The sequence below is a fragment of the Luxibacter massiliensis genome, assembly GCF_900604355.1.
Classification (GTDB): domain Bacteria; phylum Bacillota; class Clostridia; order Lachnospirales; family Lachnospiraceae; genus Luxibacter; species Luxibacter massiliensis.
The window spans coordinates 2,158,468-2,184,841 of the sequence record NZ_UWOE01000001.1 but is presented as its reverse complement, the minus strand read 5'-3'; the positions used below and the strand labels follow the sequence as shown (position 1 = coordinate 2,184,841).

The following is a 26,374-nucleotide window of genomic DNA, read 5'->3' as shown; positions in this document are numbered from 1 at the left end:
GCGAGGAATTTATGGAGGACAGAAAGATAAGGAAAATCTGTTGTATCCTTTGTACTGCAGCAGCCATGCTGGCAGCGGGATGTACAAGGGAGCAGGCAGATGATTTGCCAGAGCTGGAACTGGAACAGGCACAGGCTGATAAGGCAGAGGACTCGGATGGAGTAACCGGCAGGGTTGAACAAGATAATCCTGCAGATCCTTCCCAGGAGGAACCTTCTGGGGGGATGAAAGAGACGGTCTTTGTATATGTGTGCGGTGCAGTGAACGCTCCGGGAGTATATGAATTAGCCAGTGATGCCCGGGTATATGAAGCGGTTGAATCAGCTGGCGGCGTAAAAGAAGGCGCTGCCGGGGAAGCCTTGAATCAGGCGCAGTTGATTACGGATGGGGAGCGCATCTATATCCCTACAAGGGAAGAGCTGGAGCAAGGGTTTGTAGACGGCCTGGTGCCGGAGGTAACAGGGACGGACAATACGGGAAAGATAAATATTAATACGGCTGCCAAAGAAGAACTCAAGACCTTGCCCGGTATCGGTGATGCAAAGGCCGACAGCATCATCGCCTACCGGGAAGCAGCAGGGGCGTTTCAGACAGTTGAAGAGCTGATGCAGGTTGAGGGAATCAAAGAGGGAGTATTTAATAAAATTAAAGATAAAATTACTGCAGGGAAATAGGGCGGATTCCAGATCGTTTTGGGTCTGTGCAAATTGTAAAAACTTTGCCGTCGGCAGGTATGTCCGGCATGATACATTGGCTGGTTTTGGCAAAGCAGAATTAAGGGAAAGTGGAGTATGGGTAAGAAGATCTTAGTAGTAGATGATGAAAAATTAATAGTAAAGGGGATCCGCTTCAGCCTTGAACAGGATGGGATGTCAGTGGATTGTGCTTATGACGGCGAGGAGGCACTGGAATATGCCAGGAACTGTGAGTATGACCTGGTTCTTTTGGATGTCATGCTCCCCAAGCTTGACGGGTTTCAGGTTTGTCAGCAGATCCGGGAGTTTTCAGACATGCCCGTTGTCATGCTGACGGCCAAAAGTGAAGACATGGATAAGATTCTGGGATTAGAATATGGTGCCGATGATTACATAACAAAGCCTTTCAATATTCTGGAGGTTAAGGCCCGCATTAAGGCCATCATGAGGAGAACCTCTAAGAGAAAAGAGCCTTCCGGCAGTACTGTGATCGTCAAGGGCGCCATGAAAATAGACTGTGAGAGCAGAAGGGTGTTTATCGGGGAGCGGGAAATTAACCTTACAGCCAAAGAGTTCGATGTGCTGGAGCTCCTTGCCATGAATCCAAATAAGGTGTACAGCAGGGAGAATTTGCTGAATCTTGTCTGGGGGTATGATTACCCGGGGGATGCCAGGACAGTAGATGTACATATCAGACGCCTGCGTGAGAAGATAGAGACAAATCCGAGTGAACCCAAATATGTACATACAAAGTGGGGAGTTGGTTATTATTTCCAGGGGTGATTTTCATTTTAAGGGAAACTTAAGATTTTTTAAAAGTCTGCGGTTCTGCATGATACTGCTTATTCTTGCAGTATCTGTCATACCATGTATTGCTGCCTACAGCGGCATCATCAAGGCCTACGAATCAAGGGCCGTGTCTTTGAGGACCGCAGATATACAGAATCAGTGTACAATTCTAAGCAATCAGTTAAGCAGTTATAATTATCTGACGGATACATCATCCGAGGTTATCAATGCAAATTTAACACAGCTGACAAATATATATAATGGACGGGTCATGATAGTGAATAGAGATCTTCAGGTTATCAAAGATACCTATAATCTGGATGAGGGCAAGACGATTGTCTCTGCGGATGTCATCCGCTGCCTTCAGGGGAAGTCAACAAACTATTACGACAAAAAGAACAGGTACATAGAAGTGACCTCCCCTATCGCAGCGGGAGATTCGAAAGAAATTGCGGGGATTATGCTGGCAAGCGTATCCACGGACACAATTGAGGACAGCCTGGAGATTCTGCACACGAAAGGCAGTACGATTTTATGTATTGTGGTCGTCCTCATGCTGGGATTAAGCCTGGTTATTTCCTCGCGCATTGTAAAACCCCTGCGCAGGATCACAGAGTCTATTGCAGATGTGTCGGAGGGGTATGATGACGAGGTTCTCCATGTCAATACATTCACAGAGACAAAACAGCTTTCAGATGCCTTCAATAAAATGCTGGGGAGGCTGAAACTTCTGGATGATTCCAGGGAGGAGTTTGTTTCCAATGTGTCCCATGAACTGAAGACCCCGCTTACTTCTATGAAAGTCCTGGCAGATTCCCTGCTTGCACAGGAGAATCTGCCGGTAGAATTGTATCAGGAATTTATGGAGGACATTACAAAGGAAATTGACCGGGAGAATGATATCATCACCGACCTTCTATCTCTGGTTAAAATGGACAAGACAGCCAAGACCCTCAATATAAAGTCCGTAAATATTAATGAGCTGCTGGAGCTGATATTGAAGCGCCTGAAACCCATAGCTGAAGAAAAGAATGTGGAGGTGGTCCTGGAAACGTTCCGCCCGGTTACTGCGGAGATTGACGAGGTGAAACTGACATTGGCCTTTTCCAACTTAGTTGAAAACGCTATAAAGTATAATGTTGAGGAGGGGTGGGTCCATACATCCTTGAACGCGGACCATAAGTATTTTTATGTGAAGGTGGCTGATTCGGGAATTGGGATTCCAAAGGAAGACCAGGATCATGTGTTTGAGCGGTTTTACCGGGTGGATAAGTCACATTCACGTGAGATTGGCGGAACAGGGTTAGGCCTTGCAATTGCCAGAAATGCGGTTATCATGCACAGAGGATCTATCAAAGTCTACAGCAATGAGGGAGAAGGCACCACCTTCACAGTGCGCATCCCACTGACCTATATTGTGTGAGGAGGGACATTGGATATGAATAGAAAAGCGGCAGTGATGCCCATAGTGTGTCTCTGCATTTTCCTGTTGGCCGCCTGCCAGAAAAGGACAGAAGTAAGGGACGGAGATTCCTTTATATATTGTCTTAATTCTGACAGGACAGGGTTGGTTAAGGTTGCCTTTGAAAGTAAGGAGGAGGATACACTCAAACAGGTGGATCAGATACTAGAGGAACTGAAAAGGCCGGCGGAAGAAATTGAATATACAACACCCCTCCCAAAAGAGGTAGAGATGAATGGGCGCAAGATGGAGGGGGAGGTATTATATCTTGATTTTAATGGGAAATATATGGATATGCCCCCTGTGGAGGAAAAGCTGGTCAGGGCCGCAGTTGTCCAGTCACTTGTCGGGATAGAAGGAGTCAGTGCTGTATGGGTCACTGTGGACGGCGAGGACCTAAAGGATAGTTCAGGCAAAACGCTGGGGTTCCAAAATGAGGATGATTTTGTACAGAATACGGGATCATCCCTGAGTTCGTATCAGACAGACACACTGACGTTGTATTTTGCCAACCAGGCGGGGGATGCCCTTGTGGAACAGACGATGGATGTCAAATACAGCAGCAATATGTCCAAAGAAAAATTAATCGTGGAAAAATTGATGAAGGGGCCCAAGAAAAGCGGCGCATACCCCACAATCAACTCTAGCGTGAGCCTCCTTAGCGTGACCATTAAAGATGGTATCTGCTATGTGAATTTTGATGCCGGATTTCTGGAAGGCGGTGTGGATGTAAAGCCCGAGATTACAATTTATTCCATTGTGAATTCTATTGTGGAAGGGACACGGGCAAACAAGGTGCAGATCACAATCAATGGAGAGACAAATTTTTATTACATGGAAACAGTAGATCTATCTCAGCCCCTGCAGTGGGATATGGGACTTTTAGAGAAGACGGAGGATCAATGATCAAACGGCCCCTTTGTATGGCGGCTGTCCTCCTGGTCTGTGTGCAGGCGGCTGGAGTCTGCTTTATCAAGCCGCCGAAATCACAGAAACCATCTGCCCTGGAGCAAACCGTACAGGCAGGGGCAGAGGTGACTGTCACAGGGACAGTCTCACGCAAGGAGGAGAAGCCGGAGTATTGTACATTATATCTACAGGACAATCATGTCCGCTCTTTAAATAAATCATTTCATGAATCTTCAATTCTGGTTTACATCGAGACTAAAAACCAGCCTTTAATTGGAAATAAAATACAGGTAACAGGCCAGGCCGACGTTTTTGAGGAGGCCAGGAACCCAGGGAATTTTGACCAGAAATCCTACTATCAAAAACAGGGAATGTATGTTTTTGTCTGGGCAGATGCGATGGAAGTAGTGGATACTCGGGTTTGGCATATCCGGGAATGGCTGGCTGCCCTGCGAAAAAGCTGGAAGAGTATGCTGGTTCGGGAATTGGGGGAGTATTACGGCAACACTATGAGCGCTATCCTTCTGGGAGACAAAGGTGGGCTGGACAAAGGACTAAAAAATCTTTTTCAGAAAAGCGGGATTGGACACATTTTGGCCATCTCAGGATTACATATGTCTTTTCTGGGGACTGGATTTTATAAAGTTTTGCGGAGGGCGGGACTGTCCTTTTGGACGGCGGGGACAGCGGGGATACTCTTTCTTCTGGCTTATACGGCCATGATAGGCAGCGGAGTATCCAGCCTGCGTGCACTTGTCATGTTTATTGTACGGATGGGGGCGGATATCAGCGGGCGGGATTATGACCTGCCTACCAGCCTGGCCCTGGCGGCCGCGGCCATCACTCTTTGGAGGCCCTTGTATCTGCTGGATGCCGGTTTCCTTTTGTCCTTTGGCGCACTGCTGGGGATAGGGGCAGTCTCCCCTTATGTGGAATTTTGTATCGGTGCGGATGTGCAAGTTAAGGAAAACAAACCCCCGATTGGATGCGGAGGCAGATATACAGGGAAGATTGCTGCAAGTCTGGTGAAAGCTATGTGCCCGAGCCTGGCTGTCAATTTAACGTTGTTGCCTGTATTACTGTATTTTTATTACGAGTTTCCACCCTACTCTATTTTACTGAACCTGCTTGTCATCCCCCTCATGTCTGTTTTACTGGGCGCGGGGGTTGTTGGGTCTGTGTTGGGAATCTTTTGGGGAGAGGCAGGGAGAGGAGTTTTTTGGATATGTGCCTTTGTCCTGAAAATATATGAGAAAACATGCCAGGCATGCATGCATATGCCAGGGAGCAGGATTGTGGCAGGGCGGCCCCAAGCAGGCGGGATAATTGTGTATTATAGTATTTTATTTGTATTGTGTACTGTGGTGTACCTTATTAAAGGCTATAAAAGAAAAGGAACCCGTACTTTAAAATTGTTTCAAAGAAAAAAAGAACGGTTTCTGCTGGGAGGCATCAGTATTACAGTGCTTATGCTGGCGCTGTTTACTGCCTGCGGCCAGAAAACCAGGGCAGGAGAGCTTACAGTCACAATGCTGGATGTGGGGCAGGGGGATGGACTGTATCTTAAGGGGCCAAAGGGCAGAAATTATCTGATAGACGGGGGCAGCAGCGATGTGTCTGGAGTAGGGCAGTACAGGCTGATTCCTTATCTAAAATCCATAGGGGTCAGTTCCCTGGATTATATATTTGTGTCTCACGGAGATATGGACCATATAAGCGGCATAGTAGAGTTGTTGGAGTCCCAGGACGAGGAGATTTGTGTAAGGAACCTGGTTCTGCCTCCTGGCAGGGTACACGATGAAAGTCTGCAGAAATTAGCCAGGACAGCGTCGGATAACCATACGAGAATTGCCACAATGGAGCCAGGGGATATCATACAGGAGGGAGGTTTGGAGCTGAAATGCCTGGCCCCTGTTACTGCCTATAAAGAAGAGCCGGGAAATGGGGCGTCTATGGTTCTGGAAGCCAGGATGGGTGAGTTTGAGATGCTGTTTACTGGTGATATTGAGGGGGAGGGCGAGAGGCTTCTGGAACAAAGCGGCGCCCTTAAGGAGTATGATATTTTAAAAGCAGCGCACCATGGATCGAAAAATTCTGGGGCGGGAGAATTTTTGGCCCTGACAAGGCCAAAAGCCGTGTGGATTTCTTCCGGGACTGGCAACCGTTATGGGCATCCCCACAAGGAGGCTTTGGAACGCTTCGGCATATATACAGATTTTGTTTACAATACGCAGGACACAGGGGCGCTTACACTTGTGACAGATGGGAAGAAGCTTCGCCAGGAGGCATTTCTGAAATAACATACAGGCATAGGCAGTAAGGAAACATTTTGCAAAACAAGCCGTTTTCTTATATAATAGAATCATTATGAAAAATTTGAATGAAGATTTAAAGACGGGACAGTTTAAACAGATATATCTCCTTTATGGGGAGGAAAATTATTTAAAAAAACAGTATAAGGAGCGGTTTGTAAAAGCCATGCTTCCAGAAGGAGATACAATGAACTATGCCTTTTATGAAGGGAAGGGCATAAATATCCGGGAAGTGACAGATCTGGCGGAGACGCTGCCCTTCTTTGCTGACAGAAGGCTGATCGTGCTGGAAAATACGGGACTTTTTAAAAGTGCAGGGGCAGAGCTGGCAGAATATTTGAAAGGACTGCCAAAGACGGCAAGTTTGATATTTGTTGAAGATGAAGTGGACAAGCGCAGCAAGCTGTATAAGGCAGTCAAGGCCAAGGGATATGTGGCTGAACTGTCGGCCCAGGATGGGGCCACCCTGAAAAAATGGATCCTTGGCATGGTGCGCAGGGAAAAGAAGCAGATTACAGATGCTGCAGTCCTGCATTTCCTTCATAAAGTGGGCACTGATATGGAGAATATACAGAAGGAAGCAGAAAAGCTTTTCTGTTATACGTGGGGGCAGGACAGTATTTCAGCAGAGGATATTGATGCAGTCTGTGTCACACAGATCTCCAACCATATATTTGATATGGTTAGTGCTGTGGCGGATAAGAACCAGAAACGGGCCCTGGATCTATATTATGAGCTTCTGGCGTCCAAGGAGCCGCCTATGCGTATTTTGTTTTTACTGACAAGACAATACCGAATCCTGTACCAGGTCAGGGATCTGCAGAAGAAAGGGTATGGAAGAAAAGAAATTGCCTCTAGGGCAGGACTACATCCTTTCGTGGCTGGAAAATATATGGAGCAGGCAAAACATTTTCGGATGGGGGAGCTCAGGGCCGTGATGGAAGACAGCGCCCAGGCGGAGGAGAGCGTGAAGACAGGCAGGCTTACGGATACGCTGGCAGTGGAAGTCTTTATTGTGAAGCATTCATCCGCCTCATAGGGGAGAAAAAGCAGTTGCCAATATAAATGGCATTGTGATAGGATAACAATTGGCATAAATTTGGAAAAAAGAGATAAGCTGTATATAAATGGGAGGATAAAAAATTGTCAGAATTTGATCAGGGTAAAATCCGGAATTTTTGTATTATTGCTCATATAGACCATGGGAAATCTACGTTGGCTGACAGGATTATCGAAATGACAGGACTTTTGACGAGCCGTGAGATGCAGTCCCAGGTGCTGGACAATATGGAGTTGGAGCGGGAGCGGGGGATTACCATTAAGGCTCAGGCCGTCCGTACAGTATATAAGGCAAAGGACGGAGAAGAATATATATTTAATTTGATTGACACTCCCGGGCATGTGGATTTTAATTATGAGGTTTCACGCAGCCTGGCAGCCTGTGACGGCGCAATTTTGGTGGTGGACGCCGCCCAGGGCGTGGAGGCCCAGACACTGGCAAATGTATACCTGGCCCTGGATCATGATCTGGATGTGATGCCTGTTATCAATAAGATAGATCTGCCAAGTGCAGATGCAGAGCGGGTAATAGAGGAGATTGAGGACGTCATCGGCATTGAGGCCCAGGACGCGCCTTTGATTTCTGCAAAGACAGGGCTGAATGTGGAGCAGGTGCTGGAGCAGATTGTGCAGAAGATACCTGCCCCTATGGGGGATGCCCAGGCTCCTCTGCAGGCATTGATTTTTGACTCTGTGTACGATTCATATAAAGGTGTAATTGTTTTCTGCAGAATTAAGCAGGGGACTGTGAGGAAAGGGACTACGATTAGAATGATGGCCACTGGCACTACGGCAGATGTGGTGGAAGTAGGATACTTTGGGGCGGGGCAGTTTATCCCCTGTGAGGAATTGAGCGCAGGCATGGTGGGGTATATGACGGCCAGCCTAAAAAATGTAAAGGATACCCAGGTCGGGGACACAGTGACCAATGCCCAGCGCCCCTGCGAGTCGCCCTTGCCTGGGTATAAAAAAGTAAATCCTATGGTGTACTGCGGCTTATATCCGGCGGACGGCGCTAAGTATCCAGATTTAAGAGATGCCCTGGAGAAACTTAAGCTCAATGATGCGGCCCTGCAGTTCGAGGCGGAGACCTCTGTGGCCCTGGGATTTGGATTCCGATGTGGCTTCCTGGGCCTTTTGCACCTGGAGATTATTCAGGAGCGATTAGAGAGGGAATATAATTTGGATTTGGTGACAACAGCGCCCAGTGTTATCTATAAGGTGCATAAGACAAACGGCGAAGTGATTGAACTTACCAATCCTACAAATCTGCCTGACCCGGCTGAGATCGAGTATATGGAAGAACCTATTGTGAAAGCAGAGATTATGGTGACTTCGGAATTCATCGGGGCGATTATGGATTTGTGCCAGGAGCGCAGAGGTGTGTATCAGGGTATGGAATATATTGAAGAGAAGCGTGCAGTGCTGAATTATCATCTGCCCCTCAATGAGATTATCTATGACTTTTTTGATGCCCTGAAATCCCGCTCCAGAGGTTATGCGTCCTTTGACTATGAAATGCTCGGCTATGAGCAGGCAGAGCTTGTAAAGCTGGATATTCTTATAAATAAGGAAGAAGTGGATGCGCTCTCCTTTATTGTACACAGCGGCACGGCATATGAGCGGGGGAGGAAGATGTGCGAGAAGCTGAAAGAGGAGATCCCCAGACAGTTGTTTGAGATCCCCATCCAGGCAGCCATTGGCAGCAAAATTATTGCCCGCGAGACAGTGAAAGCTATGCGTAAGGATGTACTGGCAAAGTGCTATGGAGGTGATATTTCCCGTAAGAAGAAGCTGCTGGAAAAGCAGAAGGAGGGAAAGAAACGTATGCGCCAGGTGGGAAATGTGGAAATCCCCCAGAAAGCTTTCATGAGTGTCCTGAAGTTGGATGATAATTAAATTTATAGGCAGGTATCAGCTGGATAATATTTATTTCCGCGGGCAATGAGCCAGGCGGACATGTTTACACGTCTATTTGGCGGCTGCCGCCAGGGTCTAATACCCTGATGCCTGCATGGCTGCTGGTTTGATGCCCCGTATGCTTGCATCGGGGACTTTGATTATAAAGGAAGATAAAGAAATGAGGGGACAAAAGGAGCTGGGGTTATATATCCATATTCCCTTTTGCATAAAAAAGTGCCTGTACTGTGACTTTCTATCCTTTTCTTCAGATGAAAGGATACGGCAGTTATATATAGATACACTGCTAGAAGAGCTAAGAGGGCTTTCCTCCCAGCTTGACAGTGCTTATCAAGTGTCAACTGTGTTTATAGGCGGCGGGACGCCTTCTATATTGAAGGCTGAACAGGCGGAGTCTCTTCTGCAGGCTGTTAAAACCTCCTTCCATTTGGCTAAGGAGGCAGAGATTACCATGGAGGCCAATCCCGGGACTGTGGACAAGGCCAAGCTGGAGGCCTGGAGGTGTGGGGGAGTCAGCCGCATCAGCCTTGGGCTGCAGTCGGCCAATGACCAGGAATTGAGACTTTTGGGAAGGATCCATACCTTCCAGGAATTCCTTCAGACTTATGAAATGGCCCGCAGGGAAGGATTCTGGAATATCAATGTGGACCTAATATCCGCTATACCCGGACAGACATTAGAGAGCTGGAAAAAGACATTAGCTGCAGTGGCCGGACTTGGGCCGGAGCATATCTCTGCATACAGCCTTATTGTGGAGGAGAAAACCCCTTTTCATGAGATGTATGGGGAGGGGAGGGGCAAGGGATTTCCCCGGCTTCCCGACGAGGACACAGAGCGGGCCATTTATGAGGTGACGGAAGAGACTCTTTTAAAATATGGCTATATGAAATATGAGATTTCCAACTACGCAAGGCAAGGATTTGAATGCAAACATAACCTGGGGTACTGGGAACGCCGGGAATATCTGGGAGCAGGCCTTGGGGCGGCTTCACTGATAGGCCATATGAGATACCATAACACGGAGGATATGGGTGAATATCTGGAATGGGCAGGCAAAAAGACAGATATCTGCCGGGAGCTGGAACACCTTACTATAGAAGAAGAGATGGAGGAATTTATGTTCCTGGGCCTGCGGAAAACAGAAGGCGTGTCAGCCGCGTGTTTCCGGGAGACATTTGGGATAGACATCGGCAGGGTCTACGGGCCGCAGTTGGACAGGCTGGGGAGCATGGGCCTTACGGCTGTATCTGGTGACAGGATCTACTTGACAAAAAGGGGGACAGATTTAAGTAACCGGGTATTTGTAGAGTTTATGGAACCCAAAATACAGTAAAGCTGAGAAATTTACTGCCCATGGGGACGGATGGCCTGGCATATAAATGAACAGATATAATCTAGCTATAAAAAATCTATAAACAGTGTTGACAAAAAGAAATCAGGGTGCTATCTTAATATACGTAAGGTGTTAGCACTCAAAAGTAGGGAGTGCTAACAGGAACTCAGATACAGAAAGGAGGAGGGTTGGCGTTGGATATAGGCACAGAGCTGAGCAGCAGGAAGCTGGTGATCTTAAAGGCTATTATCCAGAATTACCTGGAGACAGGGGAGCCTGTAGGTTCACGGACCCTCTCAAAATATACAGAGCTGAATCTGAGTTCAGCTACTATCAGGAATGAGATGGCTGACCTGGAGGATTTGGGATATATATTCCAGCCTCATACATCGGCGGGGCGTATCCCTTCAGACAGAGGATACCGGCTGTATGTTGATATGCTGATGGAGGAAAAGGAACAAGAGATCACAGAGCTGAAGAACAAGATGCTGGAAAAGACCGATAAGGTAGATAAAGTGCTGAAGCAGGCGGCCAAAGTCCTGGCAGCCAATACGAACTACGCGACTATGGTTTCAGCCCCGGTCAACAGCAGGAATACACTTAAATTTATCCAGCTTTCCCAGGTAGACGAAGAGCAGATTGTGGCTGTGATTGTGATGGGCGGCAACGTGATTAAGAATAAGATTATTGAGGTTGGTGAAACACTAAGTAATGAGAATCTTCTTAAGCTGAATATGCTGCTCAATACGACGCTCAACGGAATGTCAATTGAGGAAATCAATCTGGGGCTGATAGCAAGGCTGAAAGAGCAGGCGGGAATCCACAGCCAGGTTATCAGCGATGTCCTGGATGCCGTGGCCGAGATCATCCATGTGGATGAGGACATGGAAATTTATACAAGCGGCGCCACAAATATTTTTAAATACCCAGAACTCAGCGATAAGCAGAGTGCCCAGGAGATTATCAGTGCATTCGAGGAAAAGCAGCAGTTGGCAGACCTTGTGACTGAGACGCTGGCCAGTGAGGAGAATCATGGGATCCAAGTATACATTGGGGATGAGGCTCCAGTGAAGACTATGAGGGACTGTAGTGTTGTGACAGCGACTTACGAGTTGGGCGAAGGCATGAAAGGCACGATTGGCATTATCGGCCCAAAACGGATGGATTATGAACATGTCATGAAGACGCTGAAAACTCTGCAAAGTGAGTTGGATGCGATTTATTATAAAGATCCAAAAGAACAGGAAGGTGAATAGCTGGTGGAAGAGATGAGCAAAGAAAAGATTGTAAAAGAGGCTGTAGAGGAAGCTAAGGCAAAGGCTGCCGAGGAAGCAGCTAAGGAGGATGCGCAGCCTGATGCGGCTGCAGCTGAGGAGCCGCTAGATGAGCAGGATGCCCAGACAGGCGGCAAAGCCGGCTTGGAAGAGGAGGCTGATATAGAGGGGAAAGACGAGGGCAGCAGCGATACACCCTCTAAAGAGAAAAAAAAGTTTGGCCGAAAGCCAAAGAAAGACAAAAAAGACGAGAAAATTGAAGATCTGACAGACAGACTTACCCGTCAGATGGCAGAGTTTGATAACTTCCGCAAACGTACAGATAAGGAAAAGTCCCAAATGTATGAAATAGGAGCGAAAGATATCATAGAAAAAATTCTTCCGGTCGTGGATAATTTTGAACGCGGCCTGGCAGCTGTGCCAGAGGAAGAACAATCCAACCCCTTTGCACAGGGAATGGAAAAGATTTATAAACAGCTGATGACTACATTGGAGGAAGTTGGGGTAAAACCCATCGAGGCGGTAGGAAACGAATTTGACCCGGACTTCCATAATGCAGTGATGCATGTGGAAGATGAAGAATTAGGGGAGAACACAGTGGCCGAGGAGTTCCAAAAAGGCTACACATACCGCGATAGTGTAGTGAGGCATAGTATGGTGAAAGTAGCAAACTAAATTTAGAGTAAATATTCTAGGAGGAAATGATTATGGGCAAAATAATAGGTATTGATTTAGGTACAACAAACAGCTGTGTGGCTGTCATGGAAGGGGGTCAGCCGACTGTCATTGCAAATACGGAGGGCGCAAGAACCACTCCTTCTGTAGTGGCATTTACAAAGACAGGGGAACGCCTTGTAGGTGAGCCTGCAAAACGCCAGGCAGTAACAAATGCAGATAAGACGATCTCTTCTATAAAGAGAGAGATGGGTACAGATTATAAAGTAACAATTGATGATAAAAAGTACTCTCCACAGGAGATTTCAGCTATGATTCTGCAGAAGCTGAAAGCGGACGCAGAAGGCTATCTGGGAGAGAAAGTGACCGATGCTGTCATCACTGTTCCGGCATATTTCAATGATGCCCAGCGCCAAGCTACAAAGGATGCAGGTAAAATTGCAGGCTTGGATGTAAAGCGTATTATTAATGAGCCTACGGCGGCAGCCCTGGCTTATGGACTGGACAATGAAAAAGAACAGAAAATCATGGTATATGACCTGGGCGGCGGTACATTTGACGTATCCATTATAGAGATTGGCGATGGAGTTATCGAGGTACTTTCAACAGCCGGCAATAACAGGCTGGGCGGAGACGATTTTGACCAGAAGATTACAGATTATATGCTGGCAGATTTTAAGTCTAAAGAAGGCGTGGATCTTTCTACAGACAAGATGGCGCTCCAGAGGCTGAAGGAAGCTGCGGAGAAGGCAAAAAAAGAACTTTCTTCTGCGACAACTACAAATATCAATCTTCCGTTTATCACAGCTACATCTGAAGGGCCGAAGCATTTTGACATGAATCTTACAAGGGCTAAGTTTGACGAGCTGACCCATGACCTTGTTGAAAAGACAGCTGAACCAGTGAAACGCGCGCTTTCAGACGCAGGGATCACATCCTCAGAGCTGGGGCAGGTATTGCTGGTAGGTGGTTCTACACGTATCCCGGCAGTACAGGAAGAAGTAAAACGCCTCACTGGCAAGGAACCCAGCAAGTCTCTGAACCCAGACGAGTGCGTGGCTCTGGGAGCTTCTGTACAGGGCGGTAAGCTGGCAGGCGATGCAGGTGCAGGGGATATCCTTCTTCTGGATGTTACACCACTGTCTCTTTCTATTGAGACAATGGGTGGGGTTGCCACAAGGCTGATCGAGAGAAATACTACAATTCCTACAAAGAAGAGCCAGATTTTCTCAACAGCAGCAGATAACCAGACAGCAGTTGACATCAATGTAGTACAGGGAGAGAGACAATTTGCAAGAGATAACAAGTCACTGGGCCAGTTCAGGCTGGACGGTATTCCTCCGGCTCCCCGCGGAATCCCTCAGATCGAGGTGACTTTTGATATTGATGCCAATGGCATTGTAAATGTTTCTGCCAAAGACCTGGGGACAGGAAAAGAGCAGCACATCACAATTACTGCAGGATCCAATATGTCAGACGATGATATCGATAAAGCCGTGAAAGAGGCTGCCGAATTTGAGGCACAGGACAAGAAGCGCAAAGAGGCCATCGATACCAGGAATGAAGCAGACGGCATGGTATTCCAGACAGAGAAAGCTATCAAGGAAGTAGGCGATAAGCTGGATGCATCTGACAAAGCGGCTGTGGAGGCTGACTGCCAGGCTCTGAAAGACCTTCTCGCTAAATCCGCCCCTGAAGAGACTACAGAGGCCCAGGTTGCAGAGATTAAGGCGGCCAAGGAAAAACTCATGGAAAGTGCGCAGAAACTGTTCACAAAGATGTATGAGCAGGCAGGAGCAGGCGCTGCAGGCGGCCCGGCCCGGAGGCAGGCCCGGCTCCAGACGGTTTCCAGGGTGACGATGTGGTAGATGGAGATTATAAAGAGGTCTAAATAAGTTAGGCATGGAATTACGCTTCAGAGATTCCGCCGCCTAAGCGGGTATCTGGATGATGGCAGATTTCTACGCTGAATTGTGGATCCCCGGAAGGGTTTTATGATACAGGCAGTTGCATAGGAATGTATCATAAAAGGGATTCTACGGAGCTTCTATGGCTTCGTAGAATTTCTTTATGGAAATAAGCAGACAGATGAAAGGGTAAAGTGTTATGGCAGAGTCAAAAAGAGATTATTATGAGGTGCTTGGCCTGGGAAAGGATGCAGATGATGCGGCAATTAAAAAGGCATACCGTGTGCTGGCCAAAAAGTACCATCCAGATATGAACCCAGGGGATGCCGAGGCAGAGAAGAAGTTCAAAGAGGCATCAGAAGCGTATGCAGTGCTCAGTGACCCTGAAAAACGCCGTCAGTATGACCAGTTTGGACACGCAGCATTTGAAGGAGGAGCCGGCGGAGCAGGAGGGTTCGGCGGATTTGACTTCAATGGTGCGGATTTCAGTGATATATTTGGGGATATATTTGGAGATTTGTTTGGCGGCAGCAGAAGAGGCGGCCGCGGAGGCAATGGCCCCATGAAGGGGGCAAGTATCCGCAAGAGTATCCGGATCACATTTGAAGAGGCGATTTTTGGGTGTGAGAAAGAGCTGGAAGTCGTCTTAAAGGATCCCTGTTCGGTTTGCGGCGGTACTGGTGCAAAGCCGGGTACTTCCCCGGAGACTTGCTCTAAATGTGGTGGGAAGGGGCAGGTGGTTTATACATCGCAGTCCTTTTTTGGTACGGTTCAGAATGTCCAGACCTGTCCTAGCTGCGGCGGGTCAGGCAAAGTAATCAAAGATAAATGTCCATCCTGTTCAGGATCAGGCTATACATCCAGCAAAAAGAGAATCAAGGTTTCTATTCCGGCAGGCATTGACAACGGCCAGAGCGTAAGGATCCGCGAAAAGGGTGAACCCGGGGCAAACGGAGGCCCAAGAGGAGATTTGCTGGTGGAGGTCAATGTATCCAGACATCCCATATTCCAGAGGCAGGATATGCATATTTTCTCCACGGTGCCTATTTCCTTTGCACAGGCTACTCTTGGCGGGGATGTCAAGATTCCTACTGTGGATGGAGATGTGGTCTATACAGTCAAAGCAGGGACTAAGACGGACACCAAAGTACGCTTAAAGGGAAAAGGCGTCCCATCTCTGAGGAATGCCCAGGTCAGAGGGGACCACTATGTCACCTTAGTCATCCAGACCCCTGATAAATTAAGCGCAGAGGCAAAAGAGGCACTGCGTGAGTTTGACCGCCTGTCGGGAAATTCTTTGAACCAGAAAGCGGGTGAGGAGAATGGAAAGCCAGGAAAGGGAAAGAAAAGGGGATTCATGGAAAAGGTTAAGGAAGCCTTTGACGAGTAATAAGTATTATTACAAAGAGCAATATATAGCTAATCAAAAAAGACCTATAAAAATAAACCGGTAAACTGAACTGCTTCCCGTCAAGTAGACAATTAAAAAAATATAAATGTTTCTGCCAGTGGGTATTACCTGCTGGCAGTTTTTATGCTGCCTGCAGATATCTTTCGTGTTTCTCCATCGGTGTTAATACACCAGGCTTCCTCTGTAAGCGTCTGTTGTTAACAACAGCTGATGGGGAAATCAACCGAGACAGGGAAGCACATGGGAAAAAGCCATTTAACGGAGGTTCGGGCAGCGGAACTGGGAAACTAAAAGAGGTGACAGTGTCCACGACAGACCCGGAAATCGGGGACTTCCCAAAAGGGGAACATAAACGCTGTTTTGCATATGGGGCCCATGCGGTCTGCGATAAACATAATCTGTTTTATGTGACCCCATAGAACATGACAGGCGTATCACTGCCATATTGGAATTTGATTTTGACAGCGGCATTGTCGGCGTTCGGGAGCAGGATGATCTGCAGTGGCGCGCCTATCAGCTGAAGGATGTCTCCATCGCTGTCAGCAAGGCGGAAAGACTTCCCCATCTTCCCTTGACGGCAAAGGGAATGATATTTGAGGACGCCCTGCAGGATCGGGAAATTTCTTTGCGGACTTTTGAAGAATCCTCCTCTCCTCTGCAGTGCATGTGATAAGGGTGAAAATAAAAGTTTTTTCTCTGGCTGCGATAAAAACGGAACGGCATAGAAATGAAAATCGAGTCAATAATCTTGTTATCCCAAGAAGTGCCTGCTATAATAAATAGTTAAGACGTATCTGAAATGAGGTGAACAGGCATGAATTATGACATGCTTCTTGATAAAAAAGAACAGCTTAATCGGATCAGGAATACAATCCCGTCAGAAGCGATGGAGAGTTTTGAGAAGAGTTTTGACATCGAGTACGCGCACAACTCTACAGCCATTGAAGGCAATACCCTGACGCTAATCCAGACGAAGGCAATCCTGGAGGATGGTCTTTCTGTCGGGGGGAAAACCCTCCGGGAGATTTATGAGGTGGCAAACCATGCGAAAGCCTTTGCCTATGTGAAGAAATGTGTAGCGGAAGGCAAACCGTTAAACGAAGCCATTGCCAAGGATATCCACGCCCTGTTGATGGAAAATATTCTGACGGGAGGGATCTACCGCAACGTGGAAGTTCGTATCTCCGGCGCGGGTTTCAAGCCTCCGACACCCAATGAAATGTACCGGCAGGTTAAAAATTTCTTTGCAGACCTGCCCTACAGAACAGCTCTCAACCCGATAGAACTTGCTGCATGGACGCATGCTGAGTCTGTAAAGATCCATCCCTTTATCGATGGGAATGGAAGAACCTCCCGGATGCTGATGAACTATCAGCTCATGTCAGGAGGATTTCTCCCGGTCTCTATCGCAAAAGAAAACCGACTGGAATACTTCGATGCGCTGGAAGCGTATGCTATAGGTGTGGATCTGAGGCCATTTGCAGATATGGTCGCAGGGTTAGAGGAAAACCGATTGGATGAATACCTTGCTATCATCAGCGAACAGGTTATGGAGGATGATTCTCCAACACAGACAATGTAAATTATCGTAATGTGTCAGACCGTGGGCAAATGATATGCTCCCTTCTAGGCAGACAGTTGAAATAATAAAACTGTTTATCAAGGAGGGAGCATATTTTATGCCTAGAAACATATCACCATTAGAAAAACTAAGGGCAATAAAAGAAGAACACGGGGAACATTTTTATCCGATACAGGCACTTTGCAAACTTGGTAGTATTTCCAGAGCAGCCTACTATAAATGGCTGAATCATGAAGTGTCAGAAAACGAACAGGAGAACCGATGGATTGCGGAGTTGATAGAAAAAATTCACAGCGAATCACCGGATAAAGGATATCGCAGAATTCGTGATGAACTGGGACGCTGCCATGGGATCGATGTAAATGATAAGCGGATTCTCCGCATTTTCCGGAAACTTGGTATCAAGTCCACTATTAAATATGCCAATGATGGCTGTACAAGACAAGCGGCAAATCCACAGTATATAGCAGAAAATATACTGAACCGTGAATTTACGGCAAAAACTCCGAATGAGAAGTGGCTAACGGATGTCACAGGGTTCTATTACTATATTGGAATTGAAAAACATAAGGTGTATTTAAGTGCGATTCTTGATCTGTACGACAGAAAAATTGCAGCTTATCGTATCGGTGACAGTAATAACAATCCACTGGTGTTTGATACCTTTGATGATGCAGTTAAATATTTTTTAATTGTCTACTTGACGGGAAACAGCTCAAACTTTGGGGAAACCTCATAGTTTATCGGTTTTTTGTTACTTGGGGCCTGGTCGTTCTATAACTAGCGGCAAGGTGATATTTACTGCAAAACCTCCATAAGAGCTGCGGCCGATTGTGACAGTCCCATGATGGGATGCAACCACCTGTCTGACGATAAGCAGCCCCAAACCATGGCGCTGCTCTGCCACATTGGTGTCACAAATCATATAATGAGGGGTATCGTTCAGATGTTTGATTTGTTCATCAGAAACCCCGGCGCCGTCATCCTCAACACGGATCATGCAGTTACCTTCTGATGTACTGACAGAAACATAAATGGCGCAGCCGTTTTCATTATGGTTCATGCAGTTTTGCAGGAGGTTGGAAACAGCTCTTTTTAACAAATCTTTATCTGCATTTATGAAGCAGGGCAGGGCAGCGCCGTCTGTATTCCATTCAATAGGATAAGCATTATAGATATCGGTGTTGATAAAATCCACAACAACCTGCCTTACAATGGTAACGGCGTTTTCTTTTTTCTCCACAAATGGCTGCATATTGTATTCTAGCTTGGAGGCCAGATTAAGGTCATTGATGAGGTTTCTCATTCTTTCGCTTTGCCTGCGTATGGCAGAAGCCTTCCTGCGTTCATTTTCTGGCAGGCTGCAGTCGCTTTCTAATTGTCCGGCATAACCCATTACCATGGACAAAGGCGTCCGTATGTCGTGGGATACGCCTGCGATCCAGTTTGCCCGGGCACTTTCTTTTTTCCTCAGTTGATGGTCCTGGGACTTAAGTACCTCAGAAGTTTTGTTGATGTTCGCGGCAATTTCAGAGAGCAGGCCCTTTTCTTTGATGCAGACAGCCTCCCCATTACCTAATGACTGTATACCGTTTGTGATTGGTTTTACTGATTTTAACAGTTTTGCATTTACAGACACAGATATCAAGAGCAGCAGTCCTGCATTCAGCAGAATTACAGAGAGGATAATTTTAGGGGAATTGGCGATCAGCTGATAATCCCAGCTGGGCCACATATGTTTCCAAAAACTATCTTTGGGATATCCCAATACAATAAGTCCATTCTCAGATTCTCCAGTAAATGTAGGGTAACTTTCCATGTAGCCGCGGGTAAGATTTGAAATTTCCGAAATTGTATATTTCATAGGAACGGTGTCAGGAAGGTTATCTGTGTGCCAGACTACCTGCATGGTATCATTGTCGATATAAATACCCCAGATATTATGGGCCTTCAATTCTGCCGTTATATTTTCAGGCAATATATAGCCGTTTTTTGTCAGCTGCAATGCATCAGCCGCCTCCTGGGCAGTTTTCCATGGAGAGCTATTTGGAGATTGCTTTGAGGCCACAATGGCCAGCAAAAAGAAATTAAAAAAAAGCAGAAGCAGTAAACTTAATAATAATATACCCACAAAACGGCGGATGAGTTTAGGAATGCTCTTCACCTTATTTTCCCTCCACATTCAGCTTGTAACCCAGGCCCTTGACTGTAACCAAGGACACAGGATGGGAGGGGGCGCTTTCAATCTTTTCCCTGATGCGGCGGATGTGGGCCATCAGAGAGTTTTCATACCCATAAGGATTATCCCCCCAGGCGGCTTCACATAAGGCATCTATTGTCACAATACGCCCTGCATTACGGTATAGGGCGGATAAAAGCTCATATTCTTTGGCGGTCAAAGGGATGTGTTCCCCATCTTTGATTACTTCTGCACGGGTAAAATCAATTTTACTGCTGTGAAGTTTAACAAGGGGGTTTTCTTCTTTGTAGCATCTTTTCAGGATTGCTACAATACGGTAAAGCAGCTCTCTGGGTAAAAATGGTTTTACAATATAATCGTCGGCCCCCAGGCCAAACCCCTTAAATTTATCATCGTCCTCACCGCAGGCGCTTAGAAATAAAACAGGATAATCTCCCTTCTTTTTTAACTGCTCCATAAAAGAAAAACCGTCTCCGTCAGGCAGCATGACATCAAGAATAGCAAGCTGCGGAGAATAGCTTTCAGCGATTTGGGCAGCTTCTCTTATAGTGCCGGCCGTCTTGACATTGACAAACCCGGCATCAGACAAAATAGACTTAACCATATTTAAAAGTTCCTGTTCATCATCAACAAGCAGGATACGTGTATCTTTAAGATATCCAACTTCCATAAAAGCACCCTCCTTTTTTGCTATTATACCATCCCTTACGGCCATAGTCTACCTGCCCATTAGAGTATGGGTTAAGGACGAAATGTAAGGCAGATGTAAGGTAAAGAGAATGTTGCCGTAAGGTAGGAAATGTAGAATAAAGCTGTAAAGAGAAAGGAGTACTGATTTATGAACATTATTGAGACAAAACACTTAACAAAATCCTATAAGGACTTTACAGCTGTATCAGATATTAACCTGCATATCCCAAAGGGGACAGTATATGGTTTTCTCGGGCCTAACGGAGCAGGAAAATCTACAGCCATGAAGATGTTCCTGGGACTGACAAAGCAGACAAGGGGTTCCTTTGTAATTCATGGAAAGTCATTTCCTGAAAATCGTGTTGAAATTCTGAGAGAAGTAGGTTCTTTGATTGAGGCGCCTGCATTTTATGGAAATCTTAGCGGAGAGGAAAATTTGGAGATTATCCGTAAAATTTTAGGACTTCCTAAACCTTCCGTGGAGGAGGCGCTTGAACTGGTTGGCCTTACCCAATATAAAAAGCGCCTTGCAAAGAAGTATTCACTCGGCATGAAACAAAGATTAGGACTGGCAGGGGCCCTAATTGGCAAACCACCTATCCTCATCCTTGATGAGCCGACGAACGGCCTGGATCCTGTGGGTATCCATGAAATCAGGATGCTGATCCGTTCTTTGCCCCAGAAGTTTGACTGTACGGTGCTTGTGTCCTCCCACCTGCTCTCAGAAATCGAACTTATGGCAGATAATATTGGCATACTGAACCACGGGCGCCTTTTATTTGAAGGCACCATTGAAGGACTGAGACAAAAGGCTGCATCCCAGGGGTACCCCACCGATAATCTGGAAGATACCTTCCTGGCTTTGATTGAGGAAGATAATAGGGTGAGAGGTGGCATAAGATGATTTTGGCTTTAGAATATAAGAAGGTAAAACGTACGGGGTTTGTGCCGGCCATTATAGCTGGAGGCGTTTTATCCGCCATGGTGCCTATAGTCAATATGGCTGTCCGGGCAGAACTTTATACTGGGCAGAGTAAACCACCGATCCAAATCCTCCTTGAGGCAAATTGGCAGATGATGGCCATGCTGAATATCCTGCTTGTCACCATAGGGGCATGTGTGATGTATAATACAGAATATTTGGGCAATGCCATACAAAAAATGCGTACTCTGCCTGTGGATGAGGGCAAATTGTTTTTGGGAAAGTCCTTCCTGCTGATGGCCATGTGCGCAGCAGTTTTGCTGATAGAAGGGGGGACTGTGGCTTTTTGTACCGCATATTGGTTTCAGGCTTCGGGAGGCGTCATTATAGAAATCTCAAAGAATTTTCTATATTCATTTTTATTAATGCTGCCGGTGATCCTGCTGTCTCTCCTGATTGCCTCCATGTGCAGCAATATGTGGATTTCTCTTGGCATTGGCGTGATCTGCATCTCTATAGCTACTATGCTGCCTGTAAATAAATTTATATTGTCACTATTTCCATTTGCCCTGCCGTATCAGATTTTTGCAGGGACTGCTAAGAGCAGCATCTGTAGCTTTGCCGTTGGGGCAATTTTGGAATGCGCCTGTATTGTAGCTTTAGAAATAGTATTCTTAAAGGTGAGGAGGTTATTTGTATGAACTTTTTATCTCTTGTGGGCGTTGAGATTCATAAAATTAGACGTTCTAAAATCATTTTAATTTTGTTTGCTGCAACAGTGATTCTCTGGCTGCCTTCTGTCTTGAATGCACATATGAATTTTCAAATGCAGGCGGAGGGTATTTCTCCAGAAAACAATTTTCTGATACAGGGTTTCCTGGGTATGGCATGGTTTATGTTTCCTGCCAGCATGGTTGTGGGCACGGTATTGTTAAACCAGACAGAGCGTTCGAACCATGGTATCTTAAAAATGCTTGCCCTGCCTGTGGGTACTGTAAGTATATGCTTTTCTAAATTTATTTTGCTGCTTATATTAGCGGCCTTGCAAATATTGATGACTGTTGGCATGTATTATGTCAGCGCCTCTATTGCAACTGTTGCCCAGGACTACAATTTTTTGCTTTCACCGGTATTTGTGTTTAAAGAGGCAGCCTTTATTTATCTGTCCTCCATTCCTATGCTTTCTTTTTTTTGGATGCTGTCTGTATGCATCCAAACGCCTGTTTTTTCCATTGGCATTGGCCTGGCCTCTATCGTGCCCTCGGTGCTGATAATAAACACGAAATTGTGGTTTGCCTACCCTATATCATACCCTTTTTATGTGGTCACAGCTGAATATGGGAAGCTGGCAGCAAACCTGACTACGGCACAGGCTGACTTTATCCCTTGGATTCCTGCCGCGCTGGCGGCCATGAGTATTTGCCTGTTAATTGCCTGCCTCTGTTTTGGGCGGCCTGAAAGGAGATAAAAATATGAAAAATAAAATTTTAACTGCCATCAGTACTATGATGCTTTTCATCCCGTGGACGATTCTTCCCCTCAGGACCTTTGACTGGGCATTGCAGCTGCACGCTGCAAGGATAATGATTTCCTGTTATGCTGCATTTATGATTTTCAGTGGAATCTTTACGGTCATTTCTTATACAAAACTAAAAGTCAAAAACCATCTGATGAAAGTCTGTTTCATTGTAAACAGCCTGTATATGGCTGGCGGCATTGCTGCCTTGGGACTTATGTAAAAAAGGGGTTGACTTTTCATTTATTATTTGCTATGATAACCGGCGTAGTCGGAGGGCGGATTGTTCATAGAAACAATGAGCTGGATAAGGCACGGACTGGAATGTCTGTACTTTATCCGGCTTTTTTTGTTATATAGGAAATTCCATTGTATTTCCTATGTAGCAAGAAATCATCCCCTGCCGGATTGCACTGCGGCGGAGTGGAAGTATATTCCTCATAGAACCTGCCGCAGGCTAAGAATCCTGCCGTGTCAGACTTTTTTCTTCTCTGCTCTGGCATAGCAGGGGACTTTGCCCGATAAGGCTAAATGAGAGGGGTTGTCCTCTTAATTATTAAGAAGGAGGGAAAAAGAATGGATTTTCTCAATGATAACGTCAAACCAATATATTTTAAGTATTTATGGGCAGCTTTTGGCAGTGCAATGATTACCTCTGTCTACTCTATTGTAGACATGGCCATGGTAGGGCAGTACCAGGGCCCGGATGGCACTGCTGCGTTAGCCGTTGTTGCCCCTGTCTGGAATATTATTTATAGCCTGGGTCTTTTGATGGGCATTGGAGGCTCTGTTATTTTCAGCACAAAAAGAGGGTATAATCCGGGAAAGAAAGGGGATGAGAACCAGTATTTTACTGCGGCTGTAATTGGATCGGTTATTTTATCCGTGGCGGCCTGGGCCTTCATCTTATTCCTGGATGAGCCAATCCTGCTGTTTTTTGGGGCGGACAGTACATTGCTGCCAATGGCCCAGGAATATATGAAACCAATCCAGTTTGTATTCCCGCTGTTTTTATTTAATCAAATGCTGGCGGCGTTTTTGAGAAATGATAAGAATCCAGGATTGGCAACTTTTGGTGTGCTGGGGGGCGGGATTTTTAATATATTTGGGGACTATATTTTTGTGTTTACTTTTGACATGGGGATTTTTGGCGCAGGACTGGCAACGGCCATAGGCTCTGCCATTTCTTTTATTATTATGATGTCCCATTTTTTCAGCAGTAAAAATTCCCTGGCGCTAATAAGGCCCCAAAAACTGTTAAAAAAGCTCCGGGACATTTCAATGACTGGATTTTCTACATTCTTTATCGATGTAGCCATGGGGATTCTGACTGTACTTTTTAACCGGCAGATTATGAGGTATCTGGGGACAGACGCGCTGGCAGTGTACGGGCCCATCATCAACGTAAGTACATTTGTACAGTGCTGTGCTTACAGTGTGGGGCAGGCGGCACAGCCGATCATCTCCACCAACTATGGGGCGGGCCTGGGCCTGCGGATCAGGGAAACACTTCGGTACGCCCTGTATACAACAGCATTTTTCGGCGTATTCTGGACGGCTTTAAGCTTGGCATGCCCTAATTTATATATCAGGATTTTTATGGATCCCACAGCAGAAATTTTGGCAATCGCCCCCACGATTATCCGGCGGTATGCCCTGTCCTTCCTGCTTCTGCCCTTAAATATATTTTCTACATATTATTTCCAGGCCATCTTAAAGCCAAAGGCAGCATTTATTGTATCCGTGTCCAGGGGACTGTTAATCAGCGGCATTATGATTCTGCTGCTGCCTGTAATAGGGGGAGCCGACGCGCTTTGGTTCGCCATGCCTTTAACGGAGCTGGTGGTTATGTTCTATGTGGCCGGCAGGATTAAAAAATATACTCCCCGGGCCGGGCGATTTGCGGCCGGCCAGATATAACACGGATTGTGGGGCAGGTCATTTATGCTGGTAGTAAAAAACAGCAAGCTGGGTCCTGTCCCTGAGTTTTAATTTATCCAATACCGAGCTGAGGTAGTTGCGTACAGTCCCCTCGCTTAAATATAGCTGGGATGCAATTTCACGGTTACTCTGCCCCTCGGCAATAAGGCGGATAATCTCGAGTTCCCGCCCGCTGATGTCGTGGGCGGCGTAATCAAAGGAGGCAGACTTTTGGAGAAGGGAGGGGATCCGGGAGACAATCTCATCCCCAAATACAGTCTGTCCTGCATAAACGGCACGGATAGAAGGGACAATGTTTTGGTAATCCTGTTTTAAGAGATAACCTTTTGCCCCCAGCTTTAGTGCCTGGACAATGTATTCATCGTCGGAAAAAGTTGTCAGCAGGAGGATCCGGGCATTTGGAAACTCCCTGAGAATTTGGGCGGAAGCCTCCAGGCCATCCATGTCTTTCATGCGGATATCCATCAGAAGGACGTCAGGCTGGTGCTTACGGTAGAGAGAGACGGCCTCATTCCCGTCAGTGGCGCAGGCTAAGACGTGGAAATCGGAATTGGCCTCCAGTATGGTTTTCAGTGCCCCTGCCACAAGGCAATCATCATCTGCAATTACAAGATTCATAATCAAAGCTCCTTTGGTAGCGTAATAAATATTCTATAGCCATTTTCTTTGTGTATCTGTATATTTCCCTTAAGTGAAAGGATACGTTCCTGCATATTCATCAGGCCCATGCCTGCCTTTTCATCCTGTATCAGGGTGCCATTATCCTCAATACATAGCTGGTACAGCGCAGGGTGCTCCCGGACAAGCAAAGCTACATGGGTTGCATTGCTGTGCTTTATGATGTTTGAGAAAGCCTCTTTGGTAATACTGATAAAGCAGTATTTTACTTCCCGGGGGATATCCCGGCCCATGTCATATTTGAAAGTAACCGGGCAAAAAGTAAAGTCCTGTACTAAATTCTGCAGAGTTTCTTCCAGGTTCACAGCCTCATCATGCAGGTCATGTACGCTGCTGCGTATACTGTCCATTGCCTGCCCCAGAGTATCGCCAAGGGTTTCAAGGGAATCTCTTACAGGGTCCTTTTGGCTTATAGTCTTTGCAGCACCCACTAAAAGAATGGCACGGGAAAGTAGATGGCCTACATTGTCATGGATTTCCCGGGCGATCCTGTTGCGTTCCCGTAAGGTTGCGGAGTAAATTTCGTAATCCTGCTTTTCAAGGAGGGCCTGATTCTTCTCTTTCAGAAGAAGAGTATGCTCTGTGCTGTCATCCCTGGTGTGCCTGTACAGCCAGCCTAGTTTTTCACAGTCGTCTGCATTTTTCAGCAGGAAGTACGACAGAACCAGTCCAAATGCACCTGTAAAAAGGGCATAGGCCTTAAAGGTGCCGGCCGGGACGTGCCAGCAGTACAGGCAGACCAGGGGGGCAAGAGGGACATAGTTTTTATGATGCAGAAAGACAAAGGCAGCAGCGGGAAGAAAAATAAGGAACGAGGGCATAAAAAAAGCGGCCCCCAGGTAAAAGTAAGATATAGCGCGGATCGGGAATTCTGTACTGCAGAAATAATCCATACAGCAGATAATAAAAACACAGAGAAATGCCAGTACATAAAAGATATCCAGCCTAGAATAAAAAAGGCTGAAAAAACAATATATCATTAACAGTCCAGTACTGGCCAAATATCTCATAATGATATTCCCTTCTTTCTCTGTACGCCTGAGCAGGGATGATAGGCTGCAAAATAATTTTAATATGCTCTGGCTTATACCGCCCATTA

Annotated in this window: 24 protein-coding genes and 1 pseudogene; 21 read left to right on the top strand and 4 right to left on the bottom strand. The window is 46.3% G+C overall.

Features of this window, described 5'->3' with window-relative positions; translation table 11 throughout:
* Positions 1–11 precede the first annotated feature (11 nt).
* From EFA47_RS10120 to EFA47_RS10045, 16 genes and pseudogenes are all read left to right on the top strand, one after another.
* Positions 12–674 carry a helix-hairpin-helix domain-containing protein gene (locus EFA47_RS10120; protein ID WP_122643162.1) on the top strand — a complete coding sequence of 221 codons (663 nt, stop codon included), beginning with the start codon at positions 12–14 and terminating at the stop codon, positions 672–674.
* Positions 675–791: 117 nt separating this feature from the next.
* On the top strand, positions 792–1,478 hold the full coding sequence (locus EFA47_RS10115; protein WP_122643161.1) for a response regulator transcription factor: 687 nt from the start codon (positions 792–794) through the stop codon (positions 1,476–1,478).
* Positions 1,435–2,907, top strand: a complete 1,473-nt coding sequence (locus tag EFA47_RS10110; protein ID WP_122643160.1) for a sensor histidine kinase — start codon at positions 1,435–1,437, stop codon at positions 2,905–2,907. Before EFA47_RS10115 ends, EFA47_RS10110 begins: the two co-directional genes overlap by 44 nt.
* A 15-nt stretch (positions 2,908–2,922) precedes the next feature.
* Positions 2,923–3,852, top strand: a complete 930-nt coding sequence (locus tag EFA47_RS10105) for a GerMN domain-containing protein (RefSeq protein WP_206215524.1) — start codon at positions 2,923–2,925, stop codon at positions 3,850–3,852.
* A complete protein-coding gene (locus tag EFA47_RS10100) occupies positions 3,849–6,155 on the top strand; it encodes a DNA internalization-related competence protein ComEC/Rec2 (protein WP_122643158.1) in 2,307 nt (768 codons plus the stop codon). Before EFA47_RS10105 ends, EFA47_RS10100 begins: the two co-directional genes overlap by 4 nt.
* A 67-nt stretch (positions 6,156–6,222) precedes the next feature.
* Positions 6,223–7,206, top strand: coding sequence for a DNA polymerase III subunit delta (holA, locus tag EFA47_RS10095; protein ID WP_122643157.1), 984 nt, complete (start codon positions 6,223–6,225; stop codon positions 7,204–7,206).
* A 104-nt stretch (positions 7,207–7,310) separates the two neighbouring features.
* Positions 7,311–9,125, top strand: a complete 1,815-nt coding sequence (lepA, locus tag EFA47_RS10090) for a translation elongation factor 4 (protein WP_122643156.1) — start codon at positions 7,311–7,313, stop codon at positions 9,123–9,125.
* 181 nt (positions 9,126–9,306) lie between these two features.
* A complete protein-coding gene (gene hemW / locus EFA47_RS10085) occupies positions 9,307–10,479 on the top strand; it encodes a radical SAM family heme chaperone HemW (RefSeq protein WP_122644494.1) in 1,173 nt (390 codons plus the stop codon).
* A gap of 194 nt (positions 10,480–10,673) precedes the next feature.
* Positions 10,674–11,735, top strand: coding sequence for a heat-inducible transcriptional repressor HrcA (gene hrcA, locus EFA47_RS10080; protein WP_122643155.1), 1,062 nt, complete (start codon positions 10,674–10,676; stop codon positions 11,733–11,735).
* Positions 11,736–11,747: 12 nt separating this feature from the next.
* Positions 11,748–12,428, top strand: coding sequence for a nucleotide exchange factor GrpE (gene grpE, locus EFA47_RS10075; RefSeq protein ID WP_122644493.1), 681 nt, complete (start codon positions 11,748–11,750; stop codon positions 12,426–12,428).
* A gap of 32 nt (positions 12,429–12,460) precedes the next feature.
* Positions 12,461–14,319, top strand: a pseudogene (dnaK, locus tag EFA47_RS10070) (molecular chaperone DnaK).
* Positions 14,320–14,534: 215 nt separating this feature from the next.
* Positions 14,535–15,725, top strand: coding sequence for a molecular chaperone DnaJ (gene dnaJ, locus EFA47_RS10065; protein ID WP_122643153.1), 1,191 nt, complete (start codon positions 14,535–14,537; stop codon positions 15,723–15,725).
* A gap of 215 nt (positions 15,726–15,940) precedes the next feature.
* The gene (locus tag EFA47_RS10060; RefSeq protein ID WP_122643152.1) at positions 15,941–16,165 is read left to right on the top strand and encodes a hypothetical protein; all 225 of its coding nucleotides are present in this window, start codon (positions 15,941–15,943) and stop codon (positions 16,163–16,165) included.
* A 26-nt stretch (positions 16,166–16,191) separates the two neighbouring features.
* Entirely contained in the window at positions 16,192–16,416 is a 225-nt protein-coding gene (locus EFA47_RS10055; RefSeq protein ID WP_122643151.1) for a hypothetical protein, read from the top strand.
* A 144-nt stretch (positions 16,417–16,560) separates the two neighbouring features.
* The gene (locus tag EFA47_RS10050; RefSeq protein ID WP_122643150.1) at positions 16,561–17,328 is read left to right on the top strand and encodes a Fic family protein; all 768 of its coding nucleotides are present in this window, start codon (positions 16,561–16,563) and stop codon (positions 17,326–17,328) included.
* A gap of 97 nt (positions 17,329–17,425) precedes the next feature.
* The gene (locus tag EFA47_RS10045; protein WP_164689972.1) at positions 17,426–18,067 is read left to right on the top strand and encodes an IS3 family transposase; all 642 of its coding nucleotides are present in this window, start codon (positions 17,426–17,428) and stop codon (positions 18,065–18,067) included.
* 15 nt (positions 18,068–18,082) lie between these two features.
* Here EFA47_RS10045 and EFA47_RS10040 read toward each other — a convergent pair whose 3' ends face one another.
* Both EFA47_RS10040 and EFA47_RS10035 read right to left on the bottom strand, forming a co-directional pair.
* Positions 18,083–19,492, bottom strand: a complete 1,410-nt coding sequence (locus EFA47_RS10040) for a sensor histidine kinase (protein WP_122643148.1) — start codon at positions 19,490–19,492, stop codon at positions 18,083–18,085.
* Between the two features lies 1 nt (position 19,493).
* Entirely contained in the window at positions 19,494–20,198 is a 705-nt protein-coding gene (locus EFA47_RS10035) for a response regulator transcription factor (protein WP_122643147.1), read from the bottom strand.
* Positions 20,199–20,366: 168 nt separating this feature from the next.
* On the opposite strand from EFA47_RS10035, the gene EFA47_RS10030 reads away from it, so the two are divergent.
* From EFA47_RS10030 to EFA47_RS10010, 5 genes are all read left to right on the top strand, one after another.
* On the top strand, positions 20,367–21,122 hold the full coding sequence (locus tag EFA47_RS10030) for an ABC transporter ATP-binding protein (protein ID WP_122643146.1): 756 nt from the start codon (positions 20,367–20,369) through the stop codon (positions 21,120–21,122).
* Positions 21,119–21,841, top strand: coding sequence for an ABC transporter permease (locus EFA47_RS10025; RefSeq protein ID WP_122643145.1), 723 nt, complete (start codon positions 21,119–21,121; stop codon positions 21,839–21,841). The genes EFA47_RS10030 and EFA47_RS10025 overlap by 4 nt, the downstream gene beginning before the upstream one ends.
* Positions 21,838–22,608: an ABC transporter permease gene (locus EFA47_RS10020; RefSeq protein ID WP_122643144.1), complete on the top strand. Its 771-nt coding sequence runs from the start codon at positions 21,838–21,840 to the stop codon at positions 22,606–22,608. Before EFA47_RS10025 ends, EFA47_RS10020 begins: the two co-directional genes overlap by 4 nt.
* Before the next feature lie 4 nt (positions 22,609–22,612).
* Positions 22,613–22,879: a hypothetical protein gene (locus tag EFA47_RS10015; protein WP_122643143.1), complete on the top strand. Its 267-nt coding sequence runs from the start codon at positions 22,613–22,615 to the stop codon at positions 22,877–22,879.
* 353 nt (positions 22,880–23,232) lie between these two features.
* The gene (locus tag EFA47_RS10010) at positions 23,233–24,576 is read left to right on the top strand and encodes an MATE family efflux transporter (RefSeq protein ID WP_122643142.1); all 1,344 of its coding nucleotides are present in this window, start codon (positions 23,233–23,235) and stop codon (positions 24,574–24,576) included.
* Between the two features lie 18 nt (positions 24,577–24,594).
* Here EFA47_RS10010 and EFA47_RS10005 read toward each other — a convergent pair whose 3' ends face one another.
* Both EFA47_RS10005 and EFA47_RS10000 read right to left on the bottom strand, forming a co-directional pair.
* The gene (locus EFA47_RS10005; protein WP_122643141.1) at positions 24,595–25,215 is read right to left on the bottom strand and encodes a response regulator; all 621 of its coding nucleotides are present in this window, start codon (positions 25,213–25,215) and stop codon (positions 24,595–24,597) included.
* A gap of 2 nt (positions 25,216–25,217) precedes the next feature.
* Positions 25,218–26,285 carry a sensor histidine kinase gene (locus EFA47_RS10000; protein ID WP_122643140.1) on the bottom strand — a complete coding sequence of 356 codons (1,068 nt, stop codon included), beginning with the start codon at positions 26,283–26,285 and terminating at the stop codon, positions 25,218–25,220.
* Positions 26,286–26,374: the final 89 nt, after the last annotated feature.